Source organism: Xanthomonas sp. AC360 (assembly GCF_979258225.1).
Map to the genome: position 1 here is coordinate 1,912,503 of NZ_OZ409846.1, position 16,615 is coordinate 1,929,117.

General features: G+C 65.1%; 12 protein-coding genes, 1 other RNA gene and 1 pseudogene. 9 read left to right on the top strand and 5 right to left on the bottom strand.

Going from position 1 to position 16,615, the window contains the following annotated elements:
* Nucleotide 1: 1 nt before the first annotated feature.
* The 3 genes and pseudogenes from ACZZ0O_RS08155 to ACZZ0O_RS08165 all read right to left on the bottom strand — a co-directional run bounded on the left by ACZZ0O_RS08155 (nt 2) and on the right by ACZZ0O_RS08165 (nt 5,919).
* Nucleotides 2–1,072, bottom strand: a complete 1,071-nt coding sequence (locus ACZZ0O_RS08155) for an alpha-ketoacid dehydrogenase subunit beta (protein WP_055853297.1) — start codon at nt 1,070–1,072, stop codon at nt 2–4.
* Complete coding sequence (pdhA, locus tag ACZZ0O_RS08160; protein ID WP_104614330.1) at nt 1,065–2,153, bottom strand: pyruvate dehydrogenase (acetyl-transferring) E1 component subunit alpha; 1,089 nt, start codon at nt 2,151–2,153, stop codon at nt 1,065–1,067. Before pdhA ends, ACZZ0O_RS08155 begins: the two co-directional genes overlap by 8 nt.
* 177 nt (nt 2,154–2,330) lie before the next feature.
* A pseudogene (locus ACZZ0O_RS08165) lies at nt 2,331–5,919 on the bottom strand (lamin tail domain-containing protein).
* Between the two features lie 1,238 nt (nt 5,920–7,157).
* On the opposite strand from ACZZ0O_RS08165, the gene ACZZ0O_RS08170 reads away from it, so the two are divergent.
* The 3 genes from ACZZ0O_RS08170 (at nt 7,158) to ACZZ0O_RS08180 (ending at nt 10,726) form a co-directional block, all read left to right on the top strand.
* On the top strand, nt 7,158–8,054 hold the full coding sequence (locus ACZZ0O_RS08170; RefSeq protein ID WP_323538535.1) for a tryptophan 2,3-dioxygenase: 897 nt from the start codon (nt 7,158–7,160) through the stop codon (nt 8,052–8,054).
* Nucleotides 8,055–8,603: 549 nt separating this feature from the next.
* Nucleotides 8,604–10,124 carry a peptide MFS transporter gene (locus tag ACZZ0O_RS08175; protein WP_055853290.1) on the top strand — a complete coding sequence of 507 codons (1,521 nt, stop codon included), beginning with the start codon at nt 8,604–8,606 and terminating at the stop codon, nt 10,122–10,124.
* Between the two features lie 11 nt (nt 10,125–10,135).
* Nucleotides 10,136–10,726, top strand: a complete 591-nt coding sequence (locus ACZZ0O_RS08180) for a thioredoxin family protein (RefSeq protein WP_104614334.1) — start codon at nt 10,136–10,138, stop codon at nt 10,724–10,726.
* Between the two features lie 293 nt (nt 10,727–11,019).
* Here ACZZ0O_RS08180 and ACZZ0O_RS08185 read toward each other — a convergent pair whose 3' ends face one another.
* Nucleotides 11,020–11,508 carry a MarR family winged helix-turn-helix transcriptional regulator gene (locus ACZZ0O_RS08185; RefSeq protein WP_055853286.1) on the bottom strand — a complete coding sequence of 163 codons (489 nt, stop codon included), beginning with the start codon at nt 11,506–11,508 and terminating at the stop codon, nt 11,020–11,022.
* A gap of 122 nt (nt 11,509–11,630) precedes the next feature.
* On the opposite strand from ACZZ0O_RS08185, the gene hppD reads away from it, so the two are divergent.
* The 5 genes from hppD (at nt 11,631) to ACZZ0O_RS08210 (ending at nt 15,264) form a co-directional block, all read left to right on the top strand.
* Nucleotides 11,631–12,746, top strand: coding sequence for a 4-hydroxyphenylpyruvate dioxygenase (gene hppD / locus ACZZ0O_RS08190; protein WP_193553173.1), 1,116 nt, complete (start codon nt 11,631–11,633; stop codon nt 12,744–12,746).
* A gap of 278 nt (nt 12,747–13,024) precedes the next feature.
* On the top strand, nt 13,025–13,417 hold the full coding sequence (locus ACZZ0O_RS08195; RefSeq protein ID WP_463590494.1) for an endonuclease domain-containing protein: 393 nt from the start codon (nt 13,025–13,027) through the stop codon (nt 13,415–13,417).
* A 60-nt stretch (nt 13,418–13,477) separates the two neighbouring features.
* Nucleotides 13,478–14,791, top strand: a complete 1,314-nt coding sequence (gene hmgA, locus ACZZ0O_RS08200) for a homogentisate 1,2-dioxygenase (RefSeq protein ID WP_463590495.1) — start codon at nt 13,478–13,480, stop codon at nt 14,789–14,791.
* Between the two features lie 61 nt (nt 14,792–14,852).
* Nucleotides 14,853–14,929, top strand: a non-coding RNA gene (locus ACZZ0O_RS08205) — sX9 sRNA.
* 26 nt (nt 14,930–14,955) lie between these two features.
* Nucleotides 14,956–15,264 carry a hypothetical protein gene (locus tag ACZZ0O_RS08210; RefSeq protein WP_463590496.1) on the top strand — a complete coding sequence of 103 codons (309 nt, stop codon included), beginning with the start codon at nt 14,956–14,958 and terminating at the stop codon, nt 15,262–15,264.
* On the opposite strand, the gene ACZZ0O_RS08215 is transcribed toward ACZZ0O_RS08210, so the two are convergent.
* Nucleotides 15,235–15,792, bottom strand: a complete 558-nt coding sequence (locus ACZZ0O_RS08215) for a hypothetical protein (RefSeq protein ID WP_463590497.1) — start codon at nt 15,790–15,792, stop codon at nt 15,235–15,237. The genes ACZZ0O_RS08210 and ACZZ0O_RS08215 overlap by 30 nt on opposite strands.
* A gap of 141 nt (nt 15,793–15,933) precedes the next feature.
* Between ACZZ0O_RS08215 and ACZZ0O_RS08220 the strand changes: the two genes are divergently transcribed.
* Complete coding sequence (locus ACZZ0O_RS08220) at nt 15,934–16,581, top strand: lectin (protein ID WP_463590498.1); 648 nt, start codon at nt 15,934–15,936, stop codon at nt 16,579–16,581.
* Nucleotides 16,582–16,615: the final 34 nt, after the last annotated feature.

Genomic DNA, 16,615 nt, shown 5'->3' on the forward strand with positions numbered 1-16,615 from the left:
GTCAGCCGGCAGCCACCGCACGGCGCGCTGCCGTGACGATGCGCTCCACGCTCGGCAGATACTTCATTTCAAGCCGGAACAGCGGGATATGCGTGTCGTAACCGGTGACGCGTTCGACCGGCGCGAGCAGGTCGTACATCGATTTTTCGGCGAGCTGTGCGGCGATTTCGGCACCGAAGCCGGCCGTGCGCGGGGCCTCCTGCACGATCACGCAGCGGCCGGTTTTGGCCACCGATTCGGCAATGGTGTCGAAGTCCAGCGGGCGCAGCGTGGCCACGTCGATGACTTCGGCGCTGATGCCTTCGCCAGCGAGTTTGTCGGCCGCTTCCAGCGCTTCTTTGACCTGCGCACCCCAGGTGACCAGGGTGACGTCGGTGCCGTCGCGCAGCACGAAGCACACATCCAGCGGCAAGGCTTCGCCATCGTTGGCGACCACTTCCTTGTACTGCCGATAGATGCGCTTGGGCTCCATGTAGATCACCGGATCCGGGTCGCGGATCGCGGCCAGCAACAGGCCGTAGGCGCGCTGCGGCGAGGACGGCAGCACCACGCGCAAACCGGGCACGTTGGTGAAGATGGCTTCGTTGGCTTCGCTGTGATGTTCCGGCGCGCGGATGCCGCCGCCCCACGGCACGCGCAGCACCATCGGGCAATGCAGGCGGCCACGGGTGCGGTTGCGCAGGCGTGCGGCGTGGCAGATCAGGTGATCGACCATGGGATACACGAAGCCGTCGAACTGCGCCTCGGCCACTGGCTTCATGCCTTGTGCGGCCAGGCCGACGCTGAGGCCGGCGATGGTGGTTTCATCCAGCGGGGTATCGAGCACGCGCTCGCTGCCGAAGCGCTGCTGCAGGCCGGCGGTGGCGCGGAACACGCCGCCGTTGACGCCGACGTCCTCGCCCAGCACCAGCACTGCGGGGTCGTGCTCTAACTCCCAGGCCAGCGCCTGGGTGATGGCTTCGATCAAGGTGATGGGCGAACTCATGGCACTGTCTCCGCGCGTGGCTGCGGCGTTGTAGGGGGCACTGGCGTGGTGCGAGGTTTCCGCATGCACCTGCTTGAGCTCATCCATGACGCGCCTCCAGGGCCATCACTTCGGCGCGCTGCGCCAGCAACTGGGCCGGCGGGTCGCCATAGAGGTAATCGAACATGGCCTCCACCGGCTGCACCGGGGTATTGAGATAGGCGTTGACCTCTTCGTCGATACGCGCGCCGCATTCGGTCTTCCAGGCGTCTTCCTGCGCCTGGTCCCACAGACCTTGCGCGGTGAGATAGGTCCGCAGACGCAGCAGCGGTTCGCGCGTCCAGGCCTGTTTGACCTCGTCTTCGCCGCGATAGCGGCGCGCATCGTCGGCGGTGGTGTGGTCGGTGAGGCGATAGGTCATGAACTCGATCACGGTGCCGCCTTCGCCGGCCAGCGCACGCACGCGCGCCTGACGCATCGCTTCGAGCACCGCGATCAGATCGTTGCCGTCCACCTGCAGGCAATGCAGGCCGCCGGCCAAGCCCTTTTGCGCCAGCGTCTGCGCACCGGTCTGCGCCGAGCGCGGCACCGAGATCGCCCAGCCGTTGTTGATCACGCACAGGATCAGCGGCAGCTTGTAGGCGCCGGCCGAATTGAGTGCGGCATAAAAGTCGGTCTTGGAGCTGCCGCCATCGCCGCAGCAGGCCACGGCCACCTGCGGCTTATTCTGCAGTTTGAATGACAGCGCCGAGCCGGCCGCATGCAGGCACTGGGTGGAAATCGGCACGCAGATCGGGAAGTCGATGGCCGCATCGGCATCGCGCGGATAATCGCTGCCGCGCTCGTCGCCGCCCCAGTACAGCAGCACATCGCGCGGACGTACGCCGCGCTCGAACATGGTGCCGTACTCGCGGTAGCTGGGCGCAAACACGTCGCCGCTGCGCATCGACGCACCGATGCCCACATGCGTGGCCTCGTGGCCCAGGCTGGCGGCGTAGGTGCCGAGCTTGCCGGTGCGCTGCAGGGCCACCGACTTGCTGTCGAAGGTGCGCACGAACAGCATGCGCTTGAACAGGGCGAGCAGGGTTTGCGGGTTGGCGGCGTCGGCCGGCAGGTCGTCGCGGACGAAGTTGCCGTCCGCGTCCATGTATTGCAGATAGTCGATCTGGAACTGCGCGGCTACGCTCATTGCGGCGACACCTTCATCAAGAAGTTTCAAATGATATGAGTTGCCATGTTAAGGACGGCGAAGCAAAACGCTGTCCTGCACCGCAACACATAATGATGCTGGCATGCACAAAAAAAAGGGCGCGGACCAGGCCGCGCCCTTTGTCGCAGTAAGAAACTGCGACGTGGTGCACTGCGATCAGCGGCGGCCGGCGCCTCCTCCGATCGGGGTGACGATCAGCGCCGAATCGTTGGCCGGGTTGGCATCCGGCGATGCCGACGTGGCACTTGCCTGCACGCGGATGGCACCGTCGGCCGGGATCGGCTTGGCCGCCACGGTCAGCTGGAAGGCCAGCTGCGCGCCCGGCAGCACGACGCCCGCACTGCTGCACACGAAGCGGGCACTGCGCAGCGATTGCACCTGCTTGTCGCAGCGCCAGCCCTGCGGCGGCACCAGCTGCGACAACGCAGACACCGTATTGCCTTCGATCACCAGGCCGGGACGCTGCGCCGGCGCGGCACCGACGTTGTCCAGCAGCACGCGGTAGCTGCCGTTGAACGCGGTGGTCGGCAGACTGGCCGGGCCATCGAAGCGCACCGCCAGGTCGCTACGCGGCTGCGGCCGTGCCTGCACCGCGACGGCCGCGGTGTCGGTGTTGTTGTCCGGCTGCGGGTCGGGCGATTGCGAGGCCACCGAGGCGGCCAGGGTGAGGGTGCGTCCGGCTAGGTCCGGGCTGGCATCCAGCTGCACTGCAAAGCTCTGCGCAGATCCCGACGCAAGCAGGGGGATATTGCAGGTGAACGTGGTCTGCGTGGCGTTGGTCTGGTTCTGGCAGATCCAGCCCGTCGGGGCAGTGAGACGCGCCCGTGCCGGCAGGTCGAACACCAATGCCAGCGCGGTGAACGGTGCACGATCCGGCCCACGGTTCTCGACATCGACGGTGTAGTCGATGCGCTCGCCTTCGACCACCTGGTCGCGCGCGGCAGTGACAGCCACTCGCAAGTCCGCGTTCACCTGCTTGGTCATGCGCAACAGCACCACGGTGGGATCGTGATCGGAAAGACGCGTGGGCGTGTTGGCATCGTTGCGCGCGGTGCCGGGGAAATCGGCATTGATGCGGGCATGGCCCACCGACAGCGAGGCGATGTTGGGTGCGCGCATCAGCGCAGCGTTGGCCAGGATGTGATCCAGCGACTGCACGTTGCCATCGAAGGCGTACGAGTAGCTCTGGTCGGGCGTGTTGAACCAGGTCAGATCGGTGTAGTCCGGGTCGACCAGATCCACGCCATCGCCGCCCACCACGGTCTGCACATCCGGCGCCGGTTTGCCGGTGACGGTGCCCATCGCATCCACATAGCCGTCGTTGAACTCGAAGGCGTTGAAGTCGCCCATCACCAGCACGTTTTCCGCCGAATTGAGTTGCTGACGCGTCTGCAGCAGGCGCGCCAGATAGTCGGCCTGGGCCTGGCGCTTGGCGCGGATGCGGGTGCCGGCTGCGTCGTCGGTCTCGGCGCCGTTGAGCGAGCGCTGATGCACCACGATGGCGGACAGCGGCAGCACGCGGCCGTCGGCCTGATGCACGTTGGCGGTAAGCACCAGCGGTGGGCGATCGTTGAGCAGGCTGACAGCGCCGGCCGGCTCCGTCCAGGTGGTGGTTTTGCCTTCTTGCGCGATGGAAAGCACTTCCACGCGTGGCACGCCGGCGGCAACGTCGGCGGTCTTGACCAGGAAGCCGACATCGATGCCGCCCACGTCGTTGCCTTCCTGCAGGTAGGCCACGTATTGCGGATTCGGTTGGCCGGAGCCTGCCGTATCGGCATTGATGCGTGCCGCCAATGCCTGCAACACGCTGAGGTTTTCCACTTCCACCGTACCCAGGATGTCGGGCAGATGCAGATAACGGCGGATCGCCAGCGAAGCCTTGTTGAGGCGCGCCTGGAACGCGGCTGGGGTGAGCACCGGTTCGCCGATGGCCGGGTCGTTCTGGTCGTCGAAGAAACGTTCCATGTTGTAGGTGGCCACGGACACATCGTCGGCCTGCGGCATCGGTGCCGGACGCGGTTTATCCGCATCGTTGCAACTCACCTGCGGGGTGCGTTCGGGGTACAGCGTGTAGCGGCGGAAGCTGTAATCCAGCGGGCCGACCACATTGAGCACCTGGCAGCCAGCGGCCAGATCCAGCCGCTCGGCGCCCACGCCAGCACTGCCGACGGCGATCACTTCCGGGTTGGTGTTCCAGCGCGGCACGCCGACAGGCGCGGCGGCCGGCAGCGGGTCGGGCATTTGCACGCCGGGTTCGCGGAAGGCGCGCGGCACGCCGGTGACCACCGCATGGAACACGCCATTGCTGGTGGCCGTGGCGTTGGTCTCGTTGACGCTGCCGCCGGTGGGCGCATTGACGGTGAGGCTGGGCGCGATCACGCGCATGCCTTCCAGCGCTTCGAGCTGATCGAAGGCGCCTTTGGGGTTGGGGAAGTCCGGGCGCAACAGCACCGGCGACGGCAGCGGGTTGCCGGTGGAATCGGCCAGCACGGTGACGGTGCCGCCGATTTCGGTCAGTGGCGGCTGGGTCGGGTCGGCGGTGGGCACGTATTCGATCACCGTGCCCTGCACGCGCACCCGGTTGCCGATGGCGGCCGCTTCCGGCGGGGCGCTGCCGGTATAGACGTAGACGCCTTCGGAGGTGGCGGGGTCGGCGTCGGCCTCGGTATCCGGGGCCTGCAGGAAGAAGCCGGCGCTGCGGCGTGCGGTCACGATGCCGGAGGTGCGCCACCACCTGGCCGTCCAGCGGCGAGCGTGTGCTCTTGCCCTGGATACTGTGGATCGGCAACAGATTGAAGTCGTCGTTGACGATGGTGCCGGTGGCACTGAGCGTGGCCGGCAGCGCGCCGGTGAGGCCGCTGATCTGCAGGCTGAAACGCTCGTCCGGCTCAGAGAGGGTGTCGCCGAGCACATCCACCGAAATGGTGGCCGTGCGGTCGCCTGCGGCAATGCGCACGGTGGTCGCGGGCAGGGCGATGTAGTCGCTGCCAGCGGTGGCCGTGCCATCGCGCGTGGCGGCGGTGAAGCTCACCCCGCCCGCACCGGCTGGCTGGCTCAGGCTCAGCGTGAATACGACGCTGCGGCTGCCGCTATTGCCTTCGGCCTGGCTGACATCGGCCAGCGTGGCGATCGGCTGGCCGCCGCCGCTGCACAGGCGCGCAGCGCTGGCGCTATTGCGCGGCGTGGGCGCGCCGGTGGCGAAATCGGCCGCGTTGTTGTCGGTATCGGTGCAGCCATCGCCACCGCGCAGCACCGCCAGCGTGTTGCTGGGGGCCGGCGTGGGCGCATTGCCTTCGGCGCAGCTGGCATTGCTGCCATAGCCGACCAGATCGGCATTGCCGGTGGGGCAGGCGCCGCTCAGTGCCGACGCGGTGGTGCTCAGCGCTACCTTGCCGGCGGTACCGCTCAGGGCCAGGGTGCCGGTGGCATCGGGCGTGGGCAGCGCAACGCTGCCGCCGCTGCCATCGGCCTGCTTGACCAGGTAATACCCGCCGGCCGGCACACTGCCTGCCAACGGGGTGGCCTGCCAGCTGCTGCCGGCGGCCGAGGCGTACTGCACCGACCAGCCGTCGAGGCTGACCGTGGTACTGCCGATGTTGTGCAGCTCGATGAAATCGCTGCGGAGGGTGGCGCCGCTATTGCCGCCACCGCCATAGACCTGGCTGATGACGACCTGGGCATTGGCGTGGCCGGCAACTGCCAGCGCACAGAGAAATACGGCTGCACGACGCTGCAACACATGCATGAGATGAGAGTCCCCTGATCCTTGAGACGTGAAACGCTCCCCTGGTCCGGCCACGTCCCTGGCCGGCAGCGCCGTTCGATTCTGCATGAATTTGCAGACCTTGGTTGACGATACTGTGACAGCGGTGCACTGGCTGAGACTGCACTGGCGGCTGGCCGGGTGGTTCAGAAGCGAAATAAGTCCCGGCGTCGAACACGCCTGGACGTGTGGCGTTCGATGTGTCGCCGGGTCGCGCGGCATCCGGTGCAGGCACCGGCTGGCCCTTGCATGGTTCTCCAGCGCTGCAAGCAGCCTGGTAACCAAGCGACCAAGCGACCAAGCAACCAGGCAACCAGGCAACCAGGCAACTCGGACTGTGCCCGCCGATCCCCGAACCGGGCGCAACAAAAGGCCGCAGCCATCTGCGCCTAGTCGCACCGAGATGCTTGCAAGCAACGGACGCCCGTTTCATCTACCCCGGTCGCCAGGGACGCAGCCTCACTGGGCCCGACGCCTCGAATCGCCTTCGACCTCGACAGCACGCGCGGTTGTCCGGTTCCACCTCGGCGGCGACGCGCATTCCACTATCAACTTTCATCCATCCCGGTCACCAGGGACGCGGCCTCACTGGCCCGACGCTTCGAATCGCCGTCGACCTCGACAGCACGCGCGGATTTTCAGTTCCACCTCGGCGGCGACGCGCATTCCACGATCAACTTTCATCCATCCCGGTCGCCAGGGACGCGGCCTCGCTGGCCCGACGCTTCGAATCGCCGTCGACCTCGACTGCACGCGCGGCTTTCCGGTTCCACCTCGGCGGCGACGCGCATTCCACTATCAACTTTCATCCATCCCGGTCGCCAGGGACGCGGCCTCGCTGGCCCGACGCCTCGAATCGCCGTCGACCTCGACTGCACGCGCAGATTTTCAGTTCCACCTCGGCGGCGACGTGCATTCCACTATCAACTTTCATCCATCCCGGTCAGCAGGGACGCGGCCTCGATGGCCCGACGCCTCGAATCGCCGTCGACCTCGACAGCACGCGCGGATTTTCAGTTTCACCTCGGCGGCGACGCCTATTCCACTCTCAACCCGCAACAGCAAAGCCAACCGCTGACCCTGACCCTGACCCTTACCCTTACCCTTACCCTTACCCTTACCCTTACCCTTAACCCGATTCCCGATTCCCGATTCCCACTCCCCACTCCCCACTCCCCACCGCTGAGCTACCCTGACCGGCCCGATCCATCTGCACTGCCATGCCCGTCGACAAGAACCTGCGTGACCTCGAACCCGGCATCCACACCGATCTGGAGGGGCGGCTGACCTACGGCGGCTATCTGCGGCTGGATCAGCTGTTGTCCGCGCAGCAGCCGCTGTCCGAGCCGGCGCACCACGACGAGATGCTGTTCATCATCCAGCACCAGACCTCCGAGCTCTGGTTGAAGCTGCTGGCGCACGAGTTGCGCGCGGCGATCGTGCATCTGCAGCGCGATGAGGTCTGGCAGTGCCGCAAGGTGCTGGCGCGCAGCAAGCAGGTGCTGCGCCAGCTCACCGAGCAATGGTCTGTGCTGGAGACGCTGACGCCCAGCGAATACATGGGCTTTCGCGATGTGCTCGGCCCCTCGTCAGGGTTCCAGTCGCTGCAATACCGCTACATCGAGTTTCTGCTGGGCAACAAAAACCCGCAGATGCTGCAGGTGTTCGCGTACGACCGGCAGGGCCAGGAGCGCCTGCGCGAAGTGCTCGAAGCGCCCAGTCTGTACGAAGAATTCCTGCGTTATCTGGCCCGCTTCGGCCATGCGATTCCGCAGCAGTACCAAACCCGCGACTGGACCGCCGCGCATGTGGCGGACGACGCCTTGCGCCCGGTGTTCGAGCGCATCTACGAAAACACCGACCGCTACTGGCGCGAATATGCGCTGTGCGAGGACCTGGTGGATGTGGAAACCCAGTTCCAGCTCTGGCGCTTCCGCCACATGCGCACGGTGATGCGGGTGATCGGCTTCAAGCGCGGCACCGGCGGCTCCAGCGGCGTGGGATTTTTGCAGCAGGCGCTGGCGCTGACGTTCTTCCCGGAACTGTTCGACGTCCGCACCTCGGTGGGTGTGGAAAGCCGGGCGCCGCAGGGTGGTGCGGACGCTGGGAAGCGCTGAGCGAGGCCAAAAGCTTAGCAACGCAGGGGCGCGCGCGCTGAAACTCGGGAGAGCACTTACTCGGGAAGGCAGTCGCTTGAAGCCCCTCTCCCGTCGGGAGAAGGGTTGGGGTGAGGGTACGGGCCTCATCCCCGGGATCAGCCGCTTGCTGATGCTCTTAGCTCGGCGATCGGCACCACCCAGCGACATCGCACCCTCATCCGCCCTACGGGCAGCTTCTCCCAGCGGGAGAAGGGGAAGCGGGCATGCGGCGGTGGGAGATGCGGGCGTTGGTTACCGCTGACCGGCAGCGCCTTGGTCGCCTTACCGACCAACCCACTGATCACCCAAAGGGCCGCCAAAAGAACATCACAGATGTGGAAATGGTGTCGCGCACGCTGGTGGAAGATACGCAGCAAACCCAACAACACCCGGCCACTCCACCCATCCCCATCACGCCGCCGACTCCGGCGAATTTGACGCGTACATGACGTCTAAGTGATCCTCGCGCGTCGCCCAGGGTTCCGCCCTGGGGCACCCAGCCATTACTGAATACGCAAGGGACACCACATGAGCGTTGACGCAACTGCGCCGACATCCGCTTCCACCCCGCCGCAGCCGCCTGCGCCTCCCGAGTTCCCCACACTGCTTGGCCATCCCCGGCCGCTGTGGATGCTGTTCATGACCGAGTTCTGGGAACGCTTTGCGTTCTACGGCATTCGCTGGGCGCTGGTGCTGTACATCGTGGCGCAGTTCTTTGGCGGCGATGCCACCGGCCAGGCGCCGGCGGGGCGCACCTACGGCGCGTATCTGGCGCTGGTGTATGCAGCGGCGATCTTCGGCGGTTATGTGGCCGACCGTGTGCTCGGTTACCAGCGCTCGATCCTGGTCGGCGCTGCGGTGATGGCGACCGGCCTGTTCCTGATCGCCATCCCCGACCACACCATGTTCGAGATCGGCCTGGCGACCGTGGTGGTCGGCAACGGGCTGTTCAAGCCGAATATCTCCACCATGGTCGGCAAGCTGTATTCGGTGGCCGATCCGCGTCGCGACAGCGGCTTCACCATTTTTTACATGGGCATCAACCTGGGCGCGATGATCTCGCCGGTGTTGACCCAGCTGCTGGCCGAAAAGGTCTTCGGCACCGAGGCCATGCCGGCTTACAAAATGGTGTTCATGGCGTCCGGCGTGGGCATGTTGATCAGCCTGGTGTGGTTCTGGATCGGCCGCGCGCAGCTCAAGGGCATTGGTGCACCCGCACCGGACGCGCAGGGTATCGGCCGTGTGCTGATGGTGCTGGCCGGCTGCGTGCTGGCGATTCCGGTGGTGTACTTCTTGCTGGCCGTCGGCGCCGATGTGCTGCAGATCGTGCTGACGGTGCTGTTTATCGGCCTGTCGGTGATGCTGCTGGTCGAAGGCATCCGCGAGGGCAAGGTGCAGCGCGACAAGGTAATCGCGATGCTGATCGTCTTCGCCTTCAACGTGCTGTTCTGGATGTTCTTCGAACAGGCCGGCAGCTCGTTCACCTTCCTGGCCGACAACATCGTCAACCGCAACTTCGGCGCGTGGACCTTCCCGACGGCGTGGTTCCAGTCGGTCAACTCGATCGCCATCATTGCGCTGGCGCCGGTCATCGCGTGGATCTGGGTCAAGTCCGGCCGCTTCAATCCGTCGATTCCGCGCAAGTTCGGCCTGGGCCTGCTGTTCAACGGCCTGGCCTTCCTGCTGCTGATGTTTGCGTTGTCCAGCCTGGTCAACGATGCCGGCAAGATCCCGTTCTGGACCCTGTTCATGGTCTACGTCATCCAGTCGGTGGGTGAGCTGTGCCTGTCGCCGATCGGCTTGTCGATGGTGACCAAGCTGGCACCAGTGCGCCTGGTCGGTTTCGGCATGGGTGGCTGGTTTTTGTCCACCGGCATCGGTAACAACCTCTCGGGTATCTTTGCCGGCCATGTCAGCGGAAGCGAAGGCATGAGCGTGTCGTCGGCGCTGGGCGGGTATACCTTCGGATTCTGGGCGCTGGTGGGCGCCGGCGCGCTGCTGTTCCTGATCGCGCCGCTGATCAACAAACTGATGCATGGTGTGAAGTGAGGAGAAAAGCGATGCCGATCAAACCCATTGTCTGTGGCCTGCTGCTGGCCGGTCTGTTAAGCGCCTGCGGGCAGCATGCCGAGCAACAGGAAGCGCCACGGCCGCTGGATACGTCGATGCAGAAGCCACCCAGTGCCGACCCCAGCCAGCCGGTGTCCTCGGGCAACACGCCCACCGCGGCCGACATCGCGGCGGCGGCTGCGCTCAATGCGCAGTACGACCCATCGCGCGATCCGGCCGCCGATCTGGAAACGGCCAAGGTCGAGGCCAAGCGCGGCGGCAAGCGCATCGTGCTCAACGTGGGCAACGCCGCCTGCGAGCCGTGCAAGACGCTGGACGAGCTGATGGGCGGCGATGCCGAGCTGCGCAGCTTCCGCGATGCGCACTTTGTGGTGGTCAAGGTCAATCGCGATGCGGCCAACGAAAACGCCGCGTTCCTGTCGCAGTTCGCCCAACTCAACGACTATCCGTCGCTGCTGGTGCTGGACAACGACGGCAAGCTGTTGACCACCCAGACCAGCCCGGAGCTGCGCAAGGGCGAGGGCTTCGACCGCAAGAAGCTGTTCGATTTCCTCAAGCAGTGGGCACCGCCGGAAGCCTGATTCCCTGCGAATGCGTCACACAAAAAACCCCGCACTGCTGCGGGGTTTTTTGTGGGTACCTGTCGAGCGCAATGTCCGAAGACCACGCAGATGTGCCTGGACCGTTGCATGCGATGCCCGATGACGCGAGCGGGTTGGGCATCGCTGCCTGCAATAACGCAGTGCCAGCAGCGATCGCGCAACACACTAACGACATCGGCGTCAGCTGCGTGCCTGGCAGCGCGGCAAACCCGCATCCAACTCGATCAACGCAGCGCTGCACGAACGCTATCTACCGTACTGCAAAGCGAAGCTCAGTCCTTGCCGGCCATGCGCGGTAGCCCATCCTTGGCCAGCCGGTCGATCAGGCGTTCCAGCAACTGCTGTTCTTCGTCGCTGAACACCGACATCAGCCGTTGTTCCATTTCGTTGACCAGCGGTGCGACGGTTTCGTACACCTGGCGCCCGGCAGGCGACAGTGCCAGCATCGAGCGGCGGCGGTCGTCGCCGTGGGTCTCGCGTCGGATGAAGCCCCGTTCCAGCAGCCGCGCCACCGCGCGACTCACGGCAACCTTGTCCATCGCGGTGCGGTCGGAGACCTCGCTGGCCGACGAGCCCGGATACAGCGCCAGGATGGTGATCACCCGCCACTCGGGGATGGCCATGCCGTAGCGGTCGCCGTACACCTTGGCGATGTTGGCGCTGATGCGGTTGGACAGCACGCTGAGGCGATACGGCAGGAACTGCTCAAGGTTGAGCAGCACGGGATGTTGCGGCGGGTTGGAGGTGTCGTGATCGCTCATGTTGCACTGTGTCTTGATTTTGGTTTCATTTGCAACTACAAACGAGGGGTGGCCTGCGCATTCTCGCGGGTCTTCTGCCACCCCGCATAGCCCTGCGGGCCGCCTAGCGTGGAGAAACGACGATGAGCGCACAACCGAACACCACTGTAGCCCGCCCTGATCCGGGGATGCAGGTCACCACCTTCGACAATCCGATGGGAATCGACGGATTCGAATTCGTCGAATTCGCCGCACCGGCCGGCCAGGCCGCGCAACTGCATGACTATTTTCGCAAGATGGGCTTCAGTGCGGTGCTGCGGCACCGCAGTCGCGCCATTACCGTCTATCGCCAGGGCGGGGTCAATTTCCTGCTCAACGAAGACCCCGATTCGTTTGCCGCCGATTTTGCGGCCGCGCATGGCCCCTGCGCCTGCGGCTTCGCCATCCGCTTCCGCACCCCGGCCGACACCGTGCTGCAGACGGTGCTGGGCAACGGCGGCGAAGCGGTGCAGAACAAGCCAGAGACGCGCGCGGTGCCGGCACCGGTGGTCAAGGGCATCGGCGATTGCATGCTGTATCTGGTGGACCGCTATGGCGATGCCGGCAGCATCTACGACGCCGACTACGAGCCGATCGAAGGCGCCGACCAACACCCGGTCGGCTTCGGCCTGACCTTTATCGACCACCTCACCCACAACCTGTATTTCGGCAACATGCAGCGTTGGTCGGACTACTACGAACGCTTGTTCAACTTCCGCGAGATTCGCTACTTCGACATCAAGGGCGCCAAGACCGGCCTGGTGTCCAAGGCGATGACCGCGCCGGACGGCATCGTGCGCATTCCGCTCAACGAATCGTCCGACCCCAAGAGCCAGATCAACGAATATCTGGACGCCTACCAAGGCGAAGGCATCCAGCACATCGCCTGCTTCACCGACGACATTTACGCCAGTGTGGAAAAGATGCACGAGGCCGGCGTGAGTTTTCTGGATACGCCCGACACCTATTTCGACGTGGTGGACCTGCGCATCCCCGATCACGGCGAAGACGTCGCGCGCCTGCGCCGCAACAAGATCCTGATCGATGCGGACGTGGACACCAAGCAGCGCAAGTTGCTGCAGATCTTCACCACCAACAGCATCGGCCCGATCTTCTTCGAGATCATCCAGCGCAAGGGCAATGAAGGCTTCGGCGAAGGCAATTTCCAGGCGCTGTTCGAAAGCATCGAGCGCGATCAGATCAAGCGCGGGGTGCTTTGAGGGCGGGGATGGCTGATTCGCTGTTCGGGATTTGTGGTTGGTGCCATTTGTTGCGTCGGCGCGGGTTTGGAGTGGTGCAGATTGTTGCGGTGTCGCGCCTGTCTGTTCGTCACGTCGGATGTAGTTCCGGTACGGATAAGACGAAGCGTTAGGCAAGTGGCCGCAATCGAGTACGCCCAGGCAAGGTGTTTTTCTGACAACACAGGGCAGCGAAGACGCACGCGGTTAAAGCCCCTCTCCCTGCGGGAGAGGGGTTGGGGTGAGGGTACGGTGGAGCGATGAAAATCAAACCGCCATTACCCACTGTCAAACGCACCCATGCGCGCGCATTACGCAAAGAGTTGACGGACGCAGAACGTGAGCTTTGGCGCTGTCTCCGCAGCAATCAGCTGCAAGGCCTCAAGTTCAGACGTCAGCATCCGGTTCCGCCGTACATCGCAGATTTCTGTTGCGTCGAAGTCAGGTTGATTGTTGAGTTGGATGGATCGCAGCACCAAGCACTCAGCGATCAGGCAAGAACGCGATGGTTGCAGTCCAAGGGATGGACAGTGCTGCGCTTCTGGAACAACGATGTGTTGCTTTCGCTGGATGCGGTGGTCGAGACAATCTTCAAGATGGCCGCTACACCGTACCCTCACCCCAACCCCTCTCCCGATGGGAGAGGGGCTTGATTCACCCCAAGCCCAGCCTTCTGCGGTCGAGGAGGAGGGTCAACATCCGGACGCGCCACCATGCACAACCAGCAGCATTACATGACCGGCTTCGGCAACGAGTTCGCAACCGAGGCGGTGGCCGGTAGCCTGCCGGTCGGACAGAACTCGCCGCAGCGCGTGGCGCACGGGCTGTATGCCGAGCAGTTGTCGGGCACCGCGTTCACCGCGCCGCGCGGCGAGAACCGGCGCAGTTGGCTGTACCGCATTCGCCCGGCGGCCGTGCATGGCAGCTTCTCCTTGATCGAGCAGTCGCAGCTCCACAACGCGTTCGGCAGCGGGCCGGTGCCACCGGATCAACTGCGCTGGAGTCCGTTGCCGCTGCCGACCGCGCCGACCGATTTCATCGATGGCCTCTACACCATGGCCGGCAATGGCGGCCCCGAGGCGATGACCGGGGTGGCCGTGCATCTGTATGCGGCCAACGTCTCCATGCACGATCGCTTTTTCTATGACGCCGATGGCGAGTTGTTGCTGGTGCCGCAGCTGGGCCGGCTGCGGGTGCATACCGAGCTCGGCGTGCTGGAACTGGAGCCGCAGCAGATTGGCGTGATCCCGCGCGGCGTGCGCTTCCGTGTCGAGCTGCGCGACGACACCGCGCGGGGCTATGTCTGCGAAAACTTCGGTGGCTTGTTGCGCCTGCCCGACCTGGGCCCGATCGGCAGCAATGGCCTGGCCAACCCGCGCGACTTCGAGACCCCGCACGCCGCCTTCGAGCAGCGCGAAGGTGCGTTCGAATTGGTCGCCAAATTCCAGGGCCATCTGTGGCGTGCGGACATCGGCCATTCGCCGCTCGACGTGGTGGCCTGGCACGGCAATTACGCGCCGTATCGCTACGATCTGCGCCGCTTCAACGCCATCGGTTCGATCAGTTTCGATCACCCCGATCCCAGCATCTTCACCGTGCTGACCTCACCGAGCGACACGCACGGCACGGCCAATATGGATTTTGCGATCTTCCCGCCGCGCTGGCTGGTGGCGCAGCACACCTTCCGCCCACCGTGGTTCCACCGCAATGTGGCCAGCGAGTTCATGGGGTTAGTGCATGGCGTCTACGACGCCAAGGCCGAAGGCTTCGCGCCGGGCGGTGCGTCGCTGCACAACTGCATGAGCGGGCACGGCCCGGATGCGGCAACTTTCGACAAGGCCTCGCAGGCGGATCTATCGCGCCCGGATGTCATCGCCGAGACCATGGCATTTATGTTCGAAACCCGCGCGGTATTGCGCCCCACCCAGCAGGCGCTACAGGCCACCCATCGACAAGGCGATTACCAGCAATGCTGGTCCGGCTTGCGTGCAGGGTTCAAGGCGCCGACGCCTGGCCCGGCAGACTAAGCGCGGCTAACAAAACGATTGTGCTCACCAACAGGAGGGCGCGGTTGATGCTCGGTGCGGCATGGACCACGCGTGCACTCTGGTTCTGAGTGCGCCTTCCACACGGGCCCGACGACTGCACGCTAAGTCTCCATAGCCGCTCTAAGCGCGCCGATCAAACCGGTTTGCGCCGCCGGCAATGGCGTCCAATCGGGGCCAACGTTTCCAACGCGGATACTGCCGTCCGTCGCGTCACCGGCATCCATGGCACGCCCACGTGCATTCAGCGCAACGCAGGTGCTGGCGTGCTCTTCGCTATTGGCTTCGCGTCGTCGCTGCGACGGACTGCGGCAACAGCAGGCAGCGTCGGTCTCGGCGATCGTCAGGAAATGACCGAGCGCGTGGAATTCATCACCGACATCCGCGTGCTGCGCTCCAGAATCGAATCCGCGTGCCGGCCGGCATTACGCGGCCTGCAACGCATCCGGCAGTAGCTCTTCGATCCGGGTGCGCACGCGCTGCGTATACGAGGCGGACGTGAACTGCGGAAGCTCACGCAACGCCGTATTGATGGCGATGCCGATCTCCTCTTCCGCGCGTGCGGCCTGCAACTGCCGGTGCAACACCACCGCCACCGGGTTGCGCTGCAACTGCAGGATATCGAGCAGGTACAGGCGCGCGTTGGTGGCAGCCCGACGGCGCAGGCGTTGCAGGTCTTCCTCGGTGGGCGCAGTAACTGGCGGCGCGTGGACCGCCGCAGGCATCGCGGCAATCGGCATCACCGCAAGCATCGGAGCGGTCGAGCGCGATGCACTGGCTGGCGCATCTTCAGCGCCGGTCAGATACCCCATCGCGCACAGTGTCTGCACCAACGCGGCTCCGTTGTCGCCCAGCAACAGCGCCAGTGTCGCCAGATCGCGCTGCCCATCGGCCAGGATCAGCGCACGGCGCTGCAGTAACGTCAGTGGGCTGCGGTGCGATTGCAGCGCAGTCAGGGCGAGTTCGGTCTTGCGTGGGGTCATGGCGGCAGTCCTGCGAAGCCGACAGCGTGACCGCTGCCAATGAAGCGCCGATGACATCACCGCGACGGCAGGTTGCCGTGCCCTGCACATCGCCGCGATGTCGGCTGTGTAGGCTGGGCCAACGCATAACGGAGCGCATCGATGACACGCAGACTGCTTGGTTGGATAGGTATGGTGCTGATGGTGGCTGGCTGTCATCGCGGCGACGATGCGCCGGCTGCGCAAGCGCCGGCCGATACCGCGCATGCAGCGGTCGCGTCTGCCAACGATCAGCCCGCAGACGCGGTGCCGCCGGCAACCGCCCCGCCTGGCACGTTTCCGCCGCATCTGCGCCAGGAACCCACCACGCTTGCACGGCTGGATGGCTATGGCGACCTGCGGTTAGGCATGGACGCTGCGCAGGCGCGCGCGGCCTGGGGTGGCGAATTGCGCGGCGATGCCGCCAGCGATGGCGGGTGTTACTTCCTACGCCCGCAGTGGGCCGATGACGCGCGTCGATTCGGTTTCATGTTCGAAGGCGATCACCTGGTGCGTTACCAGACCAACGAGCCGAAGGAAATCGCGCCCGGCGGCGGCAAGGTCGGCATGACGGTGGCGCAGCTGCGCGCGCTGTATCCCGATGGCTTGGACGCACAGCCGCACAAATACCTGCCCGGTGCGCAGACGCTGCGCCATGCCGATGCCGCGACGCAGTCTGCGCTGGTCTTCGAGACCGATGCCGGCGGCACGGTCAGCAGCTGGCGGGTAGGGCAGGCGCCGCAAGTCGATTATGTGGAAGGCTGCGGCTGAGCTCCGCGTCACGTCGCATGTCAGTGTGGCCTAT